The sequence below is a fragment of the Pseudomonadales bacterium genome (genome assembly GCA_024234215.1).
GTDB lineage: Bacteria > Pseudomonadota > Gammaproteobacteria > Pseudomonadales > UBA5862 > JACKOQ01.
In genome coordinates this window covers 377253-392921 of record JACKOQ010000001.1, presented here as the reverse complement: position 1 = coordinate 392921, position 15669 = coordinate 377253, and the positions used below count along the sequence as shown (strand labels likewise).

14 protein-coding genes and 1 pseudogene are annotated in these 15669 nt (G+C 67.2%); 7 read left to right on the top strand and 8 right to left on the bottom strand.

The features are described from left to right. Positions 1-8: 8 nt before the first annotated feature. The 4 genes from hflX to ilvA form a co-directional block, all read right to left on the bottom strand. Positions 9-1343 carry a GTPase HflX gene (gene hflX, locus H7A13_01915; GenBank protein ID MCP5332111.1) on the bottom strand — a complete coding sequence of 445 codons (1335 nt, stop codon included), beginning with the start codon at positions 1341-1343 and terminating at the stop codon, positions 9-11. An 8-nt stretch (positions 1344-1351) separates the two neighbouring features. Continuing rightward, positions 1352-1621 carry an RNA chaperone Hfq gene (gene hfq / locus H7A13_01910; protein MCP5332110.1) on the bottom strand — a complete coding sequence of 90 codons (270 nt, stop codon included), beginning with the start codon at positions 1619-1621 and terminating at the stop codon, positions 1352-1354. A gap of 77 nt (positions 1622-1698) precedes the next feature. Then, positions 1699-2652, bottom strand: a complete 954-nt coding sequence (miaA, locus tag H7A13_01905) for a tRNA (adenosine(37)-N6)-dimethylallyltransferase MiaA (GenBank protein ID MCP5332109.1) — start codon at positions 2650-2652, stop codon at positions 1699-1701. Between the two features lie 14 nt (positions 2653-2666). Then, positions 2667-4187 (bottom strand): threonine ammonia-lyase, biosynthetic, encoded by a 1521-nt coding sequence (ilvA, locus tag H7A13_01900; protein MCP5332108.1) that lies wholly within the window; start codon positions 4185-4187, stop codon positions 2667-2669. A gap of 153 nt (positions 4188-4340) precedes the next feature. Between ilvA and hemB the strand changes: the two genes are divergently transcribed. From hemB to H7A13_01885, 3 genes are all read left to right on the top strand, one after another. Then, the gene (gene hemB / locus H7A13_01895) at positions 4341-5354 is read left to right on the top strand and encodes a porphobilinogen synthase (GenBank protein ID MCP5332107.1); all 1014 of its coding nucleotides are present in this window, start codon (positions 4341-4343) and stop codon (positions 5352-5354) included. Between the two features lie 87 nt (positions 5355-5441). Continuing rightward, positions 5442-5768, top strand: a complete 327-nt coding sequence (trxA, locus tag H7A13_01890; GenBank protein MCP5332106.1) for a thioredoxin TrxA — start codon at positions 5442-5444, stop codon at positions 5766-5768. A 209-nt stretch (positions 5769-5977) separates the two neighbouring features. Then, positions 5978-7327, top strand: coding sequence for an AAA family ATPase (locus H7A13_01885; GenBank protein ID MCP5332105.1), 1350 nt, complete (start codon positions 5978-5980; stop codon positions 7325-7327). Positions 7328-7339: 12 nt separating this feature from the next. Here the strand turns inward: H7A13_01885 and H7A13_01880 are convergent, their stop codons facing one another. The 4 genes and pseudogenes from H7A13_01880 to H7A13_01865 all read right to left on the bottom strand — a co-directional run bounded on the left by H7A13_01880 (position 7340) and on the right by H7A13_01865 (position 12476). Then, positions 7340-11440: a DEAD/DEAH box helicase gene (locus H7A13_01880; protein ID MCP5332104.1), complete on the bottom strand. Its 4101-nt coding sequence runs from the start codon at positions 11438-11440 to the stop codon at positions 7340-7342. An 83-nt stretch (positions 11441-11523) separates the two neighbouring features. Beyond that, positions 11524-11874: pseudogene (locus H7A13_01875) on the bottom strand (S-adenosylmethionine-binding protein). 126 nt (positions 11875-12000) lie between these two features. Further along, positions 12001-12303: a type II toxin-antitoxin system RelE/ParE family toxin gene (locus H7A13_01870; protein ID MCP5332103.1), complete on the bottom strand. Its 303-nt coding sequence runs from the start codon at positions 12301-12303 to the stop codon at positions 12001-12003. Beyond that, positions 12291-12476 carry a hypothetical protein gene (locus H7A13_01865; GenBank protein ID MCP5332102.1) on the bottom strand — a complete coding sequence of 62 codons (186 nt, stop codon included), beginning with the start codon at positions 12474-12476 and terminating at the stop codon, positions 12291-12293. The genes H7A13_01870 and H7A13_01865 overlap by 13 nt, the downstream gene beginning before the upstream one ends. A 198-nt stretch (positions 12477-12674) precedes the next feature. Here H7A13_01865 and H7A13_01860 point away from each other — a divergent pair, with 198 nt between their 5' ends. The 4 genes from H7A13_01860 to H7A13_01845 are packed head-to-tail and all read left to right on the top strand — an operon-like array spanning position 12675 to position 15663. Continuing rightward, complete coding sequence (locus H7A13_01860; GenBank protein MCP5332101.1) at positions 12675-12827, top strand: lipoprotein; 153 nt, start codon at positions 12675-12677, stop codon at positions 12825-12827. Continuing rightward, complete coding sequence (lysA, locus tag H7A13_01855; GenBank protein MCP5332100.1) at positions 12827-14071, top strand: diaminopimelate decarboxylase; 1245 nt, start codon at positions 12827-12829, stop codon at positions 14069-14071. Before H7A13_01860 ends, lysA begins: the two co-directional genes overlap by 1 nt. Positions 14072-14119: 48 nt before the next feature. After that, a complete protein-coding gene (dapF, locus tag H7A13_01850) occupies positions 14120-14950 on the top strand; it encodes a diaminopimelate epimerase (protein MCP5332099.1) in 831 nt (276 codons plus the stop codon). Further along, on the top strand, positions 14947-15663 hold the full coding sequence (locus tag H7A13_01845) for a DUF484 family protein (protein ID MCP5332098.1): 717 nt from the start codon (positions 14947-14949) through the stop codon (positions 15661-15663). Before dapF ends, H7A13_01845 begins: the two co-directional genes overlap by 4 nt. Positions 15664-15669 lie beyond the last annotated feature (6 nt).

Genomic DNA, 15669 nt, shown 5'->3' with positions numbered 1-15669 from the left:
CGGCGATTCTAGGGGGGTGCAGGCGATGCCGCAAGCTGGCGCAGCCGCTGTGAGCCCCCCAGCGCGGCCGGGTCGATCCCCTCACGCGCCAGCAGGCGGCTCAGCGCCTGACCGGAGAAGCGAACCGCGACCCGCGAAATGCCGCTCTCGTCGGTGGTTTCGCCAAACACCGCGCCCAGTGCATAGAGCCGGGCGCGCAGGCGACCGAGACTGGGAGGCAGTCGCAGCTCCTCCTCGACCCAGTCGGGTTGCAGCAGTTCGGCCAGCGCCTGTCGCAGCAGATCGAGGCCGGCGCCGCTGCGGGCCGAGAGCCAGACCCGCGTCGGCCGCCCCTGGCTGTCGCGCTCCAGACGGGGCGACAGGCCATCGACCAGATCGATCTTGTTGCAGATGCGCAGCCGCGGCACAGTGTCGGCACCGATCTCGGCCAGCACCGCCTCGACCTCCTGGCTGCGCTCCTGCTGGTCGGCGTCGGCAGAGTCGATCACCTGCAGCAGCAGGTCGGCCTCGCGGCTCTCTTCGAGGGTGGCGCGAAAGGCTTCGATCAACTGGTGCGGCAACTGACGGATGAAACCGACGGTGTCGGCCAGGATCGCCGGTCCCAGATGGGGCAACTCGATGCGGCGCAATGTGGAGTCGAGCGTGGCGAAGAGCTGGTCGGCGGCGAAGGTGTCGGCACCGGTGAGGGCGTTGAACAGGGTCGACTTGCCGCTGTTGGTATAGCCGACCAGCGACAGCACCGGAATCTCGCCACGGCGCCGGGCGCGCCGCCCCTCGGCACGGCGCTTGCGCACCGCTTCGAGCCGCTGCTCCACCCGCTGCGTGCGCTGCCGCAGCATCCGCTGGTCGAGCTCGAGCTGGGTCTCACCGGCACCGCGCAGACCAACGCCGCCTTTCTGCCGGTCGAGGTGACTCCAGCCGCGCACCAGCCGGCTGGAGAGGTGCTGCAACTGCGCCAGCTCGACCTGCAACTGCCCCTCATGGGTGCGGGCGCGCAGCGCGAAAATGATCAGGATCAGCCCGGTGCGGTCGAGCACCCGCAGTCCGAGCCGGCGTTCGAGGTTGCGCTCCTGCGATGATGAAAGCTCATGGTTGAACAGAACGATACCGGCATCGAACTGCAGGGCAGCGGCGGCCAGTTCATCGACCTTGCCGCTGCCGAGAAAGTGGCCGGGGGCCGGTTTGGCTCGACTGGCGCGGAAGCGGAGCACCGGTTCGAGGCCGGCAGAGCGGGCCAGTTCATGCAGTTCGTCCAGGTCGGCGCTGTCGCCGGGCAGGTCGAGCTGAACCAGGATGGCGCGCTGGCCGATCTCGGGACGGTCGAAGAACTGAAGCGAAGCGATCGGGGCGATTACTCGTTGCCTCCTTCGTAGGGCTCCTCATCCTCCATGTCGGCATTGCCGGCCGGCGGCAGCCGCACCGGACGTGCCGGCACCACCGTGGAGATGGCATGCTTGTAGACCATCTGGCTGACGGTGTTCTTCAACAGCACGACAAACTGGTCGAAGGATTCGATCTGTCCCTGCAACTTGATGCCGTTGACCAGATAGATCGAAACCGGAATCCGCTCCTTGCGCAGCACGTTGAGGTAAGGGTCTTGTAGCGAGTGCCCCTTAGACATGGCAGGTCTCCTTGATGGTAATGCTCGAATTGTACTGCAAATTTCCCAACTCGACAGGCGCGCGGCTGCGGATCTGTTCACCGCCTCGAAATGGGTAACGGTGTCACGATTTTCAAGGCCAGCGCCAGCTGCTCGGCGCGCTCCAGCGGCAGCGGCCGCAATCCGGGCCAGCCGCGCATCCAGGTCAACTGCCGCTTGGCAAGCTGCCCGGTGGCGATCAGGGACCGTTCGATCATCTCGGCATGGCTGCTCTGCCCGGCCAGATGGCTCCAGACCTGCCGGTAACCGACCGCACGGATCGCCGGCAGGTCGGGGTGAAGATCGCCGCGCTCGAACAGTCGCTGCACCTCTTCGACGAAGCCCATGTCGAGCATCTGCCGAAAGCGCTGCGCGATCGGCCCGCTCAGCAACTGGCGGCTCTGCGGCTGGATGCCGAGGGTGACCCACCGCTGTGGCAGCGGCGCCGCCTGCTGTTCGGCATGGTGCTGACTGAGCGGAATGCCGGTGTCGATGAACACCTCCAGCGCCCGGATCAGCCGCTGGCGGTTGCCGAGCGGAATCTGTTCGGCAGCGACTGGATCGACCTGCCACAGCCGCTGATGCAGTCGGGACCAGCCGTCGGCCTCGGCCTCGTCCAGCAGACGCGCGCGCAGCGCCGGCCGCGCCGGCGGCAGCGTGGTGATGCCGCGGCACAGCAACTGAAAGTAGAGCATGGTGCCGCCGACCAGCAGCGGCGTGTTGCCGCGGGCGCGAATCTGCGCCATCACCGCCAGCGCGTCATCACGAAAGGCCGCCGCCGAGTAGGGATCGGCCGGATCGCGCAGGTCGATCAGATGGTGCGGATAGCGCGCCTGCAGCGCCGGGGTCGGCTTGGCCGAACCGATGTCGAGACCGCGGTAGACCTGCGCCGAGTCGACACTGACGATCTCCACGGCAAAGCGGTCCGCCAGCTCCAGCGCCAGCGCGCTCTTGCCCGAGGCGGTGGGGCCGAGCAGCAGCAGCGCCAGCGGTGTGTCATCGGGCAGCGTCATTCCACCCGCCCCGGTCAGCCAAGAAACAGCCGGTAGGCCGGATTTTCCGACTCATCCCACCAGGGGTAACCGATGGCCGCCAGCTCCTGGTTCAGCCTGGCGCGCTCGCTTCTTGGCACCTGAATACCGCTGAGAACCCGGCCATAGGCCGCGCCATGGTTGCGATAGTGGAACAGCGTGATGTTCCAGCGCTCGCCCAGCCGGCTCAGAAAGTTGAGCAGCGCGCCGGGCCGCTCCGGAAACTCGAAGCGGTAGAGCCGCTCGTCGGCCACATCGGTGGCATGGCCGCCGACCATGTGGCGGATGTGCAGCTTGGCCATCTCGTTGTCGGTCATGTCGACCACCGGATAGCCATGGTGGTGCAGCTTCTCGATCAGGGCGGCGCGCCCTTCGCCCGGCGCGCCCTCGTTGACCTCGACGCCGACGAAGATGCGCGCCTGCTGCGGATCGTTGTAGCGGTAGTTGAACTCGGTGATGTTGCGCCGCCCCAGCAGGGTGCAGAAGGCGTGGAAACTGCCCGGCCGCTCCGGAATGGTCACCGCCAGCACCGCTTCGCGCCGCTCGCCGAGTTCGGCCCGCTCGGCGATGTGGCGCAGCCGGTCGAAGTTGACGTTGGCACCGCTCAGCAGCGCCATCAGGGTCTGCTGTTCGACCTGGTTGCGCTCGACATACTGCTTGAGGCCGGCCAGCGCCAGCGCCCCGGCCGGTTCGGCGATGGCACGGATGTCGCTGAACAGATCCTTGATCGCCGCGCAGATCTCATCGGTGGTGACGGTGATCACCTCGTCCACGCTCTTGCGCAGCACGCGGAAGGTCTCCTGGCCGATCTGTGCCACCGCCACCCCATCGGCAAACAGTCCGACCTGCGGCAGCACCACCCGCCGCCGTTTGGCCAGTGCCGCTGCCAGACAGGCCGACTCCTCGGCCTCCACGGCGATCAGGCGAATCTCCGGCCGCAGGTATTTGATGTAGGCGGCAATGCCCGCCATCAGGCCGCCACCACCCACCGGCACGAAGAGCGCATCGAGCGCGCCGGTATGCTGGCGCAGAATCTCCATGCCGATGGTGCCTTGGCCGGCAATGACGTCGGGGTCATCGTAGGGGTGGATGTAGGTGAGTTGCTGCTCGGCCATCAGCTGCTGCGAGCGAATGAAGGCCTCATCGAAACTATCGCCCTGCAGCAGCACCTTGCCGCCCAGCGCGCGCACGGCAGCCACCTTGATCGCCGGGGTGGTGCGGGGCATGACGATGGTGGCCCTGATCTTCAGCCGCTGGGCCGCCAGCGCCACCCCCTGGGCATGGTTGCCGGCCGAGGCGCAGATGACGCCGGCCGCGCGCGCCTCGGGCGTCAGCTTGACCATCTTGTTGTAGGCGCCGCGCAGCTTGAAGGAGTGCACCGGTTGCAGATCCTCGCGCTTGAGCAGAATCTGGTTGCGGTAGCGCCGCGACAGCAGCGGTGCCGGCTGAATCGGTGTCTCGATCGCCACGTCATAGACGTTGGCTTCGAGAATCCTGCGGATGTAACTCTCCGGCATGGTGGCGGCCCGCTGTCGATAGGTCGGTCGGTGGCAGCATGCAATTGTACACGGCGCGGCCGCAGTGAGGCCGGTCGATGGGCGGCGGAGGCTTTGGCATCCACCGATCCGTGGCGCACAATGGCGGCCAACCTCGACATCGGAATGCCGCGCATGAGCCAGATTCTCTCCCGCCCCCACCCCCGTTTTCGTCCACGGCGCATGCGCCGCGACGACTTCAGCCGCCGGCTGATGCGAGAAACCCGACTGAGCAGCGATGACCTGATCTATCCACTCTTCGTGGTCGAGGGCAACAACCGGCGTGAACCGATCGGATCGATGCCGGGCATCGAGCGGGTCAGCATCGATCAACTGCTGCACGAGGCAGAGGCAGCGCTGCAACTCGGCATTCCGGCCATTGCGCTCTTCCCGGTCACCCCGGCGCAACTCAAGAGCAGCGATGGCGCCGAAGCCTGCAATCCGCAGGGGCTGGCGCAGCGGGCGATTCTCGCGGTCAAGGCGCGCTTTCCAGAACTGGGCGTGATTGCCGATGTGGCGCTCGACCCTTATACCAGCCATGGCCAGGATGGCATCATCGATGCCAGCGGTCATGTGCTCAATGATGTCACCATCGAGGTGCTGGTCCGGCAGGCGCTGTCGCAGGCCGAGGCGGGCGCCGACATCGTCGCCCCCTCCGACATGATGGATGGCCGCATCGGCGCGATCCGGCAGGCGCTGGAAGGTGCCGGCCACAGCCACACCCGCATCCTCGCCTACTCGGCCAAATATGCCTCGGCCTACTACGGTCCGTTCCGCGACGCGGTCGGCTCGGCCGGCAACCTCGGCAAGAGCGACAAGAAGAGCTACCAGATGGATCCGGCCAACCTGGAGGAGGCACTGCAGGAGGTGGCACTCGACCTCGAGGAGGGCGCCGACATGGTGATGGTGAAGCCGGGCATGCCCTACCTCGACGTGGTGCAGCGCATCAAGCGGCAGTTCGGCGTACCGACGCTGGTCTATCAGGTGAGCGGCGAGTATGCGATGCACCGCGCCGCCATCGCCAATGGCTGGCTGAGCGAGGCGGTGATTATGGAGTCGCTGCTGTCGATCAAGCGCGCCGGTGCCGACGCGATCCTGACCTACTTCGCCAAAGAGGTGGCCACCGAGCTGCGCCGGTTCGGCGGTTGATCTGGTTGAAAAGACTCACCGAACCTTCATAATGAAACCCGCCTTCCGTGACCATCCAACCCACTTTTTTCCGGAGCAGAGCCAATCATGAGCGACGCCATCGTCCATGTGTCCGACGAGACTTTCGAACAAGAGGTGCTGAAGAGCCCGACACCGGTGCTGGTCGACTACTGGGCAGCCTGGTGTGGCCCCTGCCGGATGATCGCCCCGGTGCTGGATGAGCTGGCCGATGACTACGATGGCCGGGTCAAGGTGTGCAAGGTCGATATCGACCAGAACGAGATGACGCCCGCCAAATATGGCGTCCGTGGCATCCCGACACTGATGCTGTTCAAGAATGGTCAGGTCGAGGCAACCCGGGTCGGCGCGATGTCGAAGTCCGAACTGACCACCTTCATCGACAGCAACCTCTGAACCTCTGCCGTCCGCCATCGCGGGCCTCTTTTCGTCCCTTCCCGTTTCCGCCATGGAGGGCGGACACCCCGTTCGACCACCCGTCAGCACCGTCTCAACCCGGACCTCGGCACGCCCTGTGCCATTTTGACCATGCGGTCATCCAATTCATCCACTCTGCGGTATGATCGGCCTGCCCACATCCGGGCAGCGTCCGCGAGGTTCCCCGCATGACCCCGGCTCATCCGCACGACGACATCGGCCTGCTCTTCTCCCTGCTGCCACTGCCATTGCAGCATGCCCTCTCCCTCCTGCCACGCGAACAACTGCTGGAGATCGTGCTCGACCTGGGCCGGGTGCCGCAGGCGCGACTGCGCGATGGTGCGGTGATGCTCGGCAGCGAGCCGATCAGCCATGACCAGTTGCAGCAGATCGTCGGCCGGATCGGCCCCTTCGGCCAGGACAACCGTGCCGGCATCGAGGGCACGCTGCACCGGCTGTCGGCCCTGCGCAATCGCCGCGGTGAGATCGTCGGCCTGACGCTGCGGGTGGGACGGGCGGTGATCGGCACCATCGGCCCGCTGCGCGACCTGGTCGAACGCGGCGCCAGCCTGTTGCTGCTGGGTCGCCCCGGCGTCGGCAAGACCACCCGGCTGCGCGAAGTGGCCCGCTTTCTCGCCGATGAGCTGGGTCGGCGGGTGATGGTGGTCGACACCTCCAACGAGATCGGCGGCGACGGCGACATTCCGCATCCGGCCATCGGCTGCGCCCGGCGCATCCAGGTGCCGACCCCCGAGAAGCAGCATGCGGTGATGGTCGAGGCGGTCGAGAACCACATGCCGGAGGTGATCATCATCGATGAGATCGGCACCGCCGCCGATGTGCTGGCGGCACGCACGATCGCCGAGCGCGGCGTGCAGCTGATCGGCACCGCCCATGGCAACACGCTGGCCAACCTGCTGGCCAATCCGACCCTCTGCGACCTGATCGGCGGGGTGCAGACGGTGACGCTGGGCGATGAGATGGCACGGCTGCGCGGCACGCAGAAGACCATTCTCGAGCGCAAGGGGCCCGCCACCTTCGACTGCGTGGTGGAGCTGATCAGCCAGGATGAACTGCTGATCCATGCCGACAGCAACGGCTCGGTCGATGCACTGCTGCGCGGCGAGTCACCGCCGGTGCTGCATTGCGGCGACGCGGCGGCCGAACCAGCGGATGGCGAATCTGGCGTCGTTCAGTCGCTGTTGCCGCGGCGACGCCGGCTGACGCCGAGCAGTCAGACCCCGCCGCTGGTCAGCAGCGGCCATCCGTTGATGATCTACCCCTACGGCGTCGACCGCGACCTCATCGAGCGGGTGCTGCGCGATCTGCGGCTGCATGCCCGCACCGTGCGGCGGGTCGAGCGTGCCAACCTGATTCTGGCGCTGCGCGAGCAGGTGGAGGATCAGCGGCTGTTGCGGATGGTGCAGGCGACCGGCATCCCGGTCTACTTTCTGAAGCGAAACAGCACCGCGCAGATTCGCCACCTGTTGCAGCACAACCTCGAACTGCAGGGCGTCGCCGCCAACGGGACGCACTGAGAAACCGCCGGCTCAACCCTCTTCATGCCGCACTGCCCGCAGCGCGCCGATGGCCTCGGGCAGCGCATACTGCTCGCCGCTGACACCGGCGATGAAATGGCCGCCGCGAATCTCACCACTGGCCTCGAGCCGGCGATAGATGCGCAGCAGGTCACGCCAGGGTGGCAGCAGCCGGCTTTCGCGCTCCAGCAGTTGCCGGTGGATGATGCCGTAGCGGCGCAGCAACTGTCCGGCGATGGCGCGGGTCACCTGCTCACTGTGGCGGGCGCCGAACCAGCTGGCAGCCTGCTCCTGCTGCAACGGTGGCGGCAGCAGCGACCAGCGGCCCGCCTCGGCCAGTGCCGAGCTGCCACGGCGGCGGTAGCGCGGGTGGTTCTTCCAGGCCGCCGGCTGAATCAGCCCGCGCATGCCGGCAAAGCTGTCGGCGCTCACCTCGCCCCGCTGCACCAGTTCGGCAAGATAACGCTCCAGATGGCTCGGCAGCAGACTGAGCCGCTGGCACAGCTCGTCGAAGAAGAGCGCCCCGCCACTCGCCAGCAGCGCGCGCACCCGTTCGGCCCCGGCGCTGCACGGGGTGCCTTGGTCGGCATCGGCCAGCGCCCGCCACAGCGGAAACTCGCCACGCGGCAGCAGCATGATCGGCGTGCGGCGCAGCGGACCACCGCCCTTGCCGCTGCCGCCCAGCCGGGTCCAGACCACCCGGCCGCTCAGCGTGAGCTGATCGAGCCAGGCGGGGTCGTAGTGCGCCAGCCGGGCCGGCAGCAACTCACCCTCCCACTGGCTGGCGGTGGCTTCGAGCCCGGCCAGTTGCCCGATCACGGCATTGAGCCGCTCGACGCCGCTGCCGCTGGCACCCACCCCCTGCCAGTGGTCGATGAAGCGGTGGAACTGCGCGATCGACACCGGTTCGATGGCGCGCCGCAGACGGTCGAGGGTGTAGCGATTGATGCGCGCCAGCAGCCGCCGCTCGCACCACTGCTCACGCTGCGGGTCGCTGAAGGCGCCGCGCAGGATGAACCCCTCCTGCTCCAGCTTCAGCAGCGCCGCCATGATGCGCGGCGGCGGCAGTGCAAACAGGCTGGCCAATTCATCGACATCGAGCGGACCGCTGCTCTCCAGCCGGGCGCGCAGCAGCTCGACCAGCGCGGCCTCGGCCGTCCAGTCGAACTCTTTCAACGGATCGGGCAGCGGTGGCAGCGGCTGCTCGGCCAGTTGCGGATGCAGTGCCAGCAGTTGTGGCAGCCGCTCGATCGCCAGCCAGCGCCGCTCTCCGGCCAGTTCGATGCACAGGACCCGCCCCTGCGCCTGCGCTGCCGTCAGCAGCGTGGACCAGCCGGCCGTGCGCGGCTGCGCCAGCTCCTCTTCATGCAGCAGGCCGACCAGCAGCAGCGCATCGCAGAGCGCATCACCATCGTGCGCCACCGGCCAGGCTTCGCCGCGCACCCGTTCGATCGCTGCCGCATCGAGCCGTCCCAGATCGGCGGCGGTGGCCGGGTCGAGCCAGCGCCGGCTGATCACCGCCTGGGTGCGGCGCTCCTCGAGCGGGGCATCGTCGAGAAAGGCGTAGGGCCGGGCCGCCAGAATCTCCTGGGCGAAGGGCGAGGCTTCGGTCAGCTCGGCGCAGACCAGCCTGATCTCGCCGGCGGCCAGCCGCTGCAGCAGCCGCTCCAGCCCGTCGATGTCCATCGCCTCGGTCAGACAGTCGTCGAGGGTCTGCGCCACCAGCGGATGGTCGGGAATCTCCCGCTCCCCTTGCAGATTCTCGAAACAGGCCAACTGGTCGGGAAAGACCAGCGCAATCAGATCCTCGGCTTGGATCCGCTGCAGAAAGGCCGGCGTGCGCTGACCGCCACGGCGACGGGGAATCGCCAGCGCGGTCAGCGCATTCCAGCGCCAGCGCGCCTGGAACAGCGGTGCATCGAGCAGCGCCTGCACCAGCAGCGGCCGCACAGTGCGCGCCTGGAGGTAGCCGGCCACCTCCGCCAATGGAAAGCTGTGGGTCACGCCGAGCGAGAGGATGATGCTGTTCTCGCTCGCCGCGGCCTGCAGCTCGAAGTTGAACTGGCGGCAGAAGCGCTTGCGCAGCGCCAGCCCCCAGGCGCGGTTGATCCGGCCGCCAAAGGGGGCATGCAGCACCAGTTGCATCCCGCCCGATTCGTCGAAAAAGCGCTCCAGCACCAGACAGTCGTCGCTCGGCATCGCGCCGAGCGCGGCCCGCGCCGCCGCCAGATACTCCACCAGTTGCCAGCAGGCGGCCGCCGGCAGCCCCAGACGCGCCTGCAACGCCCTGGCCGCGGTCTCGACACTGCCCTGTTGCAGCGATTCATCGACCTCGCGCCGCAACCGCGACACCGCCCGCGACAGCGCATCGCTGCGCGCAGGCGCCTCGCCGAGCCAGAAGGGGATGGTGGGTGGTTGGCCAGCCGCATCCTCGACCCGCAGCCGGCCCGACTCGACCTTCACAATGCGCCAGCTGCTGTTGCCGAGCTGGAAGATGTCGCCGGCCATGCTCTCGACGGCGAAATCCTCGTTGACGCTGCCGATCAGGGTGCCGGCCGGCTCCAGGATGACGTCGTAGTCGGCGGTGTCCGGAATGGTGCCGCCACAGGTGAGGGCGGTCAGCCGGGCACCCGGTCGCGGCCGCAACATCCCCTGCAGCAGGTCACGATAGAGGTAGGCGCCACGCCGTCCGCGCCGGCTGCTGTAGCCTTCACCGAGCATCCGCACCAGCTCCGCAAAGGTGTCGTACGGCAACGCGCGGTAGGGTTGGGCGCGGGTCAGCAGCGCATACAGCGCCCGCTCCGACCAGGGCTCGGCCGCCACCTCGGCCACGATCTGCTGCGCCAGCACATCGAGTGGTGCCTGCGGAATGCGCAACTGATCGAGTTCGCCCCGTTTGACCGCATCGATCAGCGCCGTCATCTCCACCAGATCGTCGCGGCTCAACGGCAGCAGTCGCCCCTTCGGCAGGCCGCCGACGCTGTGGCCGGAGCGACCGACGCGCTGCAACAGCGTGGCGATGGCGCGGGTCGCGCCCAGTTGGCAGACCAGATCGACCGCGCCGATGTCGATGCCGAGTTCGAGCGAGGCGGTGGCCACCAGCGCCCGCAGCTCGCCCGCCTTCAGCCGCTGCTCGGCCTCGAACCGCTGCGCCTTCGACAGGCTGCCATGGTGCGCAGCAACCGCCTCGCTGCCCAGCCGCTCGCTGAGCTGCCGCGTCACCCGTTCGGCCAGCCGGCGGGTGTTGACGAAGATCAGCGTGGTGCGGTGTTCGAGAATCAGCGCGGCGAGCTGGTCATAAAGCAGGCCCCAGACCTCGTTGCTCATCACCGTTTCGAGCGGTGCCGCCGGCAGCAGCAGGTCGAGGTCGAGCGCCCGTCGATGGCCCTGATCGATGATGTGGCACGGGGGCGGCGCCACACCGTCGCCCGCGCCGACCAGAAAATCGGCCACCGCCGCGATCGGGTTCTGGGTGGCGGAGAGTCCGATCCGGGTCAGCGGCTGGCGCGCCAGATGTTGCAGCCGCTCGATCGACAGTGCCAGATGGGCGCCGCGCTTGCTGTCGATCAGCGCATGGATCTCGTCGATGATCAGCGTGTGGGTCTGGCCGAACAGTGCCCGTCCGCCGCTGCTGGTCAGCAGCAGGTAGAGCGACTCCGGGGTGGTGACCAGAATGTGCGGCGGCCGCTTCAGCAGCGCGGTGCGCTCCGCCGGCGTGCTGTCACCGCTGCGCAGACCGACCCGCAGCGGCACCGCCGGCAGCCCCAGCACCTCCAGTTCACTGGCGATACCGGCTAGCGGCCAGGCCAGATTGCGCTGGATGTCGTTGGAGAGCGCCTTCAGCGGCGAGACATAGACCACTGCGGTGGCCTCGACCAGTTCACCAGTCAGCCCCTGCCGCAACAGCCGGTCGATCACCGCCAGAAAGGCCGCCAGCGTCTTGCCGGAACCGGTCGGCGCCGCGATCAGCGTGTGCTCACCGCGCTGGATCGCCGGCCAGGCGGCGCGCTGCGCCGGCGTCGGCCCGCCAAAGGTCCGCTCGAACCAGCGCGCCACTGCCGGATGAAACGGCAGCGCCTCGGCCGTCTCCTCAAGCCGATCGGGCTGCTGCATGGTGAAGGTTTCGCCGGGTGGCGCGAAATGAAAATCGCCGACGCCGAGGCATGTCGGTGCGCAGCACCGTTGCCTGCGGCGGCCTACAGCGACGTTGCGCCATCGGCCGTCGCCCGAGCGCTCGTCTCGTCGCGGCCCACCTGGCTGTGGTTGGCATAGGTTTCCCAGGTCGGAAAGTAATCGTCCGCCTGCTGGCCCCAGGTGGTCCAACCCGTGCGGCTGCCGCGTGCGAACATCTCGAGCCAGGGGCCAGGAGAGCAGGCTTCGATGATGTCATAGGCCTCGTCCGGCTTGCGGCTGTGCTCGCGCTTCATCGTGGCCAGAAAGTTGACCTGTCGCCGTCCCGGCGCGAGCGTCCGGGTACCCTTGCCCCGCACGCCGAACAGAATCAGCTCGGTCACGTTGCGGAAATAGAAGCCGACCCCACGCCCGTCTGCTCCGCATTGAGACGGGGAAGCAATTTGCCGATCCAGGTGGTCGATGCGCCATATTTGGTCTTGACGCCAAGGGCGGCAAATACGGAATCGCGCGTCTCGTGCGCGTCAACAACACGCCGGCCCTCATGGTAGATACCTTGCCAGATCCAATGCGCCGTGAAAGACACCCAAAATGTCGATCAGTTGCGATGGCGATGGCCGCCGCAGATAGACGATTCGATAATGGCCATACAGCAGGATTCTGATCTCTCCTTCGGGTTCGACTCGATATCGGTGGCCAATTTCGGGAAAGTGCCGCAGCACTTGTGCCCGCTCAATGATGCCCGCCATGACTTTCGATGCCGCCACCGGGTTATCCACTGCAATGTAGTCATGGATGTCACGAAGCCAACGTCCGGCTTCCTCGGTCCAGACTATTTCTGCCATGTGCGAATCCGTTGCTCCAGCTCATCCTGGGTCATCACTCTGCCGTGACGGGCGTCTTCGAGACCCCGTTCCACCATTCCCTCGAACAGCAGTTCGCGCATGATCTCTTCATAGGTGGCATCCTCCGGCTGCGATTGGATGACCTCCGCCATTTTCTCTTTCACGTTCGACATGAGATTTCCCTACGCATCAATTCCGCAGTGGTGCTGCTGGCGGATGCAAAACACGACGCCCGCGTGGCGCACCTGTCAAGCCAGCCCCTACGGTAACGGCTTGCACGCTCAGCGGCAATCCAGTTCAACTCACGCCGCTGTGTAGGTTTGGCCGGCCCCGACCGCTATACTGCCGGCCTGCCGTTGCGACCGGAACCGATGATGCCACGACGACTCCTGCTGCTCTGTGTGACCCTCTGCTGCCTGGCCGGCTGTGGCCAGCGCGGGCCGCTCTATCTGCCGCCGCCGACTGGCGATCAATCCGCGCCGGCAGCCAGCACGCCGCCATCCCCGCTGCGGAATCCATCATGATCGACCCCTTCGGTTACCGTCAGGGCCGGCTGCATGCCGAGGATGTGCCGCTCGAGCAGATTGCCGCCGAGTTCGGCACCCCCTGCTATGTCTACTCCCGCGCCGCCATCGAGCAGAACTATCTGGCCTTCGAGCAGCCGCTGCAGGGCCAGCCCCATCTGCTCTGCTATGCGGTCAAGGCCAACTCCAATCTGGCGGTGCTCAACCTGCTGGCGCGGCTGGGCGCCGGCTTCGACATCGTCTCGGTCGGCGAACTGGAGCGGGTGCTGGCGGCCGGCGGCGATCCGGCCCGGGTGATCTTCTCCGGCGTCGGCAAGCGCGCCGACGAGATGGCACGGGCGCTCGAGGTGGGGGTGCGCTGCTTCAATGTCGAGTCGATTCCGGAGCTCGACCGCCTCGAAGCGGTCGCCCGGGCACATGGCCAGCGCGCGCCGATCTCGATCCGGGTCAATCCCGATGTCGATGCCCGCACCCATGCCTACATCGCCACTGGCCGCAAGGAGAACAAGTTCGGCATCGAATTCGCCGATGCGCTGGCGCTCTACGGGCGCGCGGCCGCATCGCCCCATCTCGAGGTGGTCGGCGTCGATTGCCACATCGGCTCACAGCTCACCGAGATCGAGCCCTTTCTGGTCGCGCTCGAACGAATGCTCGAGCTGATCGACCAGCTGCGTGCCCAAGGCATCGAGATCAGGCACCTCGACCTGGGCGGCGGACTCGGCGTGCGCTACCGCGACGAGACGCCACCGACACCGGCCCAATACATCACCGCGCTCAGCCGGCGGCTGGCCGGAACCGGGCTCGAACTGGTGCTGGAGCCGGGCCGCGCCATCGTCGCCAACGCCGGTCTGCTGCTGAGCCGGGTCGAATATCTCAAGCAAAGCAGCGTCAAGCGCTTTGCGATCATCGACGCGGCGATGAATGATTTGCTGCGACCCACTCTATACAATGCCTGGCAGGCAGTCTGCGAGGTGACCCGCCGTGGCGGCGAGCCGGTGGAGTACGAAGTGGTCGGCCCGGTCTGCGAAAGCGGTGATTTTCTCGCCAAGGCGCGTCTGCTCGACATCGAGGCGGGCGACCTGCTGGCGATCCGCTCGGCAGGCGCCTATGGCTTCGTCATGGCCTCCAATTACAACAGCCGGGGTCGGCCTGCCGAGGTGATGGTGAGTGGCACCCAGATGCATCTGGTCCGCCCGCGCGAGACCCTGGCCAGCCTCTACGCCGACGAGCGGCTGCTGCCCTGAGCGGGCGCTTTTCCCGACACAGGAACAGACACTGATCAAGGGATTCCGATGCGGTTGCGATTCACCAAGATGCAGGGTGCCGGCAACGACTTCATGGTGGTCGACCTGGTCACCCAACAGGCGGTGCTGACACCGACCCAGATCCGGCAACTGGCCGACCGCCACTTTGGCGTCGGTTTCGATCAACTGCTGCTGGTCGAACCCCCCACCGACCCCGGCATCGACTTCAAGTACCGCATCTTCAATGCCGATGGCGGCGAGGTGGAGCAGTGCGGCAACGGCGCCCGCTGTTTTGCCCGCTTCGTGCGCGACCAGCGGCTGTCGTGGAAGGAGCGGATCACCGTCGAGACGCGCGGCGGCCTGCTCGAACTGCTGCTGGAGCGCGACGGTTCGGTCACCGTCGACATGGGTGCGCCCGATTTCAGCCCCAAGGCGCTGCCGTTCCAGGCTGAGGCCGAAGCGCTGCACTATCCGCTCGAGGTGGCCGGCCAGACCCTCGAGATCGGCGCGGTGTCGATGGGCAACCCCCATGCCGTGCTGGTGGTCGACGATGTCGAACGGGCGCCCGTGACCACGCTGGGTCCGGCCATCGGCAGCCACCCGCGCTTTCCCAAGGGGGTCAATGTCGGCTTCATGCAGATCGTCGATCGCACCACCATCAAGCTGCGGGTCCATGAGCGCGGTGCCGGCGAGACGCTGGCCTGCGGGACCGGCGCCTGTGCCGCTGCGGTGATCGGCATGCGCCGGGGGCAGCTCGATGGGCAGGTCACGGTCAGACTGACCGGTGGCGAGCTGTTGATCCGCTGGGCCGGCAATGGCGCGCATGTCTGGATGAGCGGGCCGGCAACACGGGTTTACGAAGGTTGGATTCAGCTATGACAATTTCCGGACAGGCCGGTGGCAACAGCCACGGTGAGACCAGTGCCCCCAGCGAGGCAGAGGTGGCCGCCTACCTCCATCTGCACCGCGACTTCTTCGGTCGCCACGAACCGCTGCTGGCCGAGATGTACTTTCCTTCTCCCCAAGCTGGCGCCATCTCGCTGGTCGAGCGCCAGCTCGGCATCCTGCGCGAACGGCTGCAGAGCACGCGTCACGAGCTGGCACTGCTGATGGGCCGCGCCGAACAGAATGACCGGCTGATCACGCTGACCCAGACCCTCAGCCTGCAACTGCTCGACGCCGCGCATGGCAGCGAAATCAATCTGCTGCTGCGCCGTGCGCTGATCGGCGAGCTGGGCAACTGCGCGCTCAGCCTGCTGGTGGCGACACCGGGGACGGCGGCCGCCGCGCTCGGCTTCCACACTCCGGCCAGCGCGGAGGCCGAGCGGCGCGTCGAGGCGGTGCTGGCCAACCGCTGCGCCAGTCTTGGCCTGTTCCGTGACGAGGAGCTGGCGGCACTCTTCGGCAGCGAGGGCAGCGGCGTCGGTTCTGCGGTGCTGCTGCCGATCCAGCGCGGTCCGGTCCAGGCCGTGCTGGCGCTGGGCCATGCCGACCGTGACCACTACCGCGCCGGCATGGGCACCCTGTTCATCAGCCACTTGGGCGAGGTCATCGGCCGGGTGATCGAGCGGCTGCTCAAGAGCGCCGCCTGAAGCGGG

Excerpts from the sequence above, each read along its gene's own strand:
- hfq (MCP5332110.1), bottom strand. The coding sequence starts at position 1,621 with ATGTCTAAGGGGCACTCGCTACAAGACCCTTACCTCAACGTGCTGCGC.
- miaA (MCP5332109.1), bottom strand. The coding sequence starts at position 2,652 with ATGACGCTGCCCGATGACACACCGCTGGCGCTGCTGCTGCTCGGCCCC.
- ilvA (MCP5332108.1), bottom strand. The coding sequence starts at position 4,187 with ATGCCGGAGAGTTACATCCGCAGGATTCTCGAAGCCAACGTCTATGAC.
- hemB (MCP5332107.1), top strand. The coding sequence starts at position 4,341 with ATGAGCCAGATTCTCTCCCGCCCCCACCCCCGTTTTCGTCCACGGCGC.
- trxA (MCP5332106.1), top strand. The coding sequence starts at position 5,442 with ATGAGCGACGCCATCGTCCATGTGTCCGACGAGACTTTCGAACAAGAG.
- H7A13_01885 (MCP5332105.1), top strand. The coding sequence starts at position 5,978 with ATGACCCCGGCTCATCCGCACGACGACATCGGCCTGCTCTTCTCCCTG.
- H7A13_01880 (MCP5332104.1), bottom strand. The coding sequence starts at position 11,440 with ATGCAGCAGCCCGATCGGCTTGAGGAGACGGCCGAGGCGCTGCCGTTT.
- H7A13_01870 (MCP5332103.1), bottom strand. The coding sequence starts at position 12,303 with ATGGCAGAAATAGTCTGGACCGAGGAAGCCGGACGTTGGCTTCGTGAC.
- H7A13_01865 (MCP5332102.1), bottom strand. The coding sequence starts at position 12,476 with ATGTCGAACGTGAAAGAGAAAATGGCGGAGGTCATCCAATCGCAGCCG.
- H7A13_01860 (MCP5332101.1), top strand. The coding sequence starts at position 12,675 with ATGATGCCACGACGACTCCTGCTGCTCTGTGTGACCCTCTGCTGCCTG.
- dapF (MCP5332099.1), top strand. The coding sequence starts at position 14,120 with ATGCGGTTGCGATTCACCAAGATGCAGGGTGCCGGCAACGACTTCATG.
- H7A13_01845 (MCP5332098.1), top strand. The coding sequence starts at position 14,947 with ATGACAATTTCCGGACAGGCCGGTGGCAACAGCCACGGTGAGACCAGT.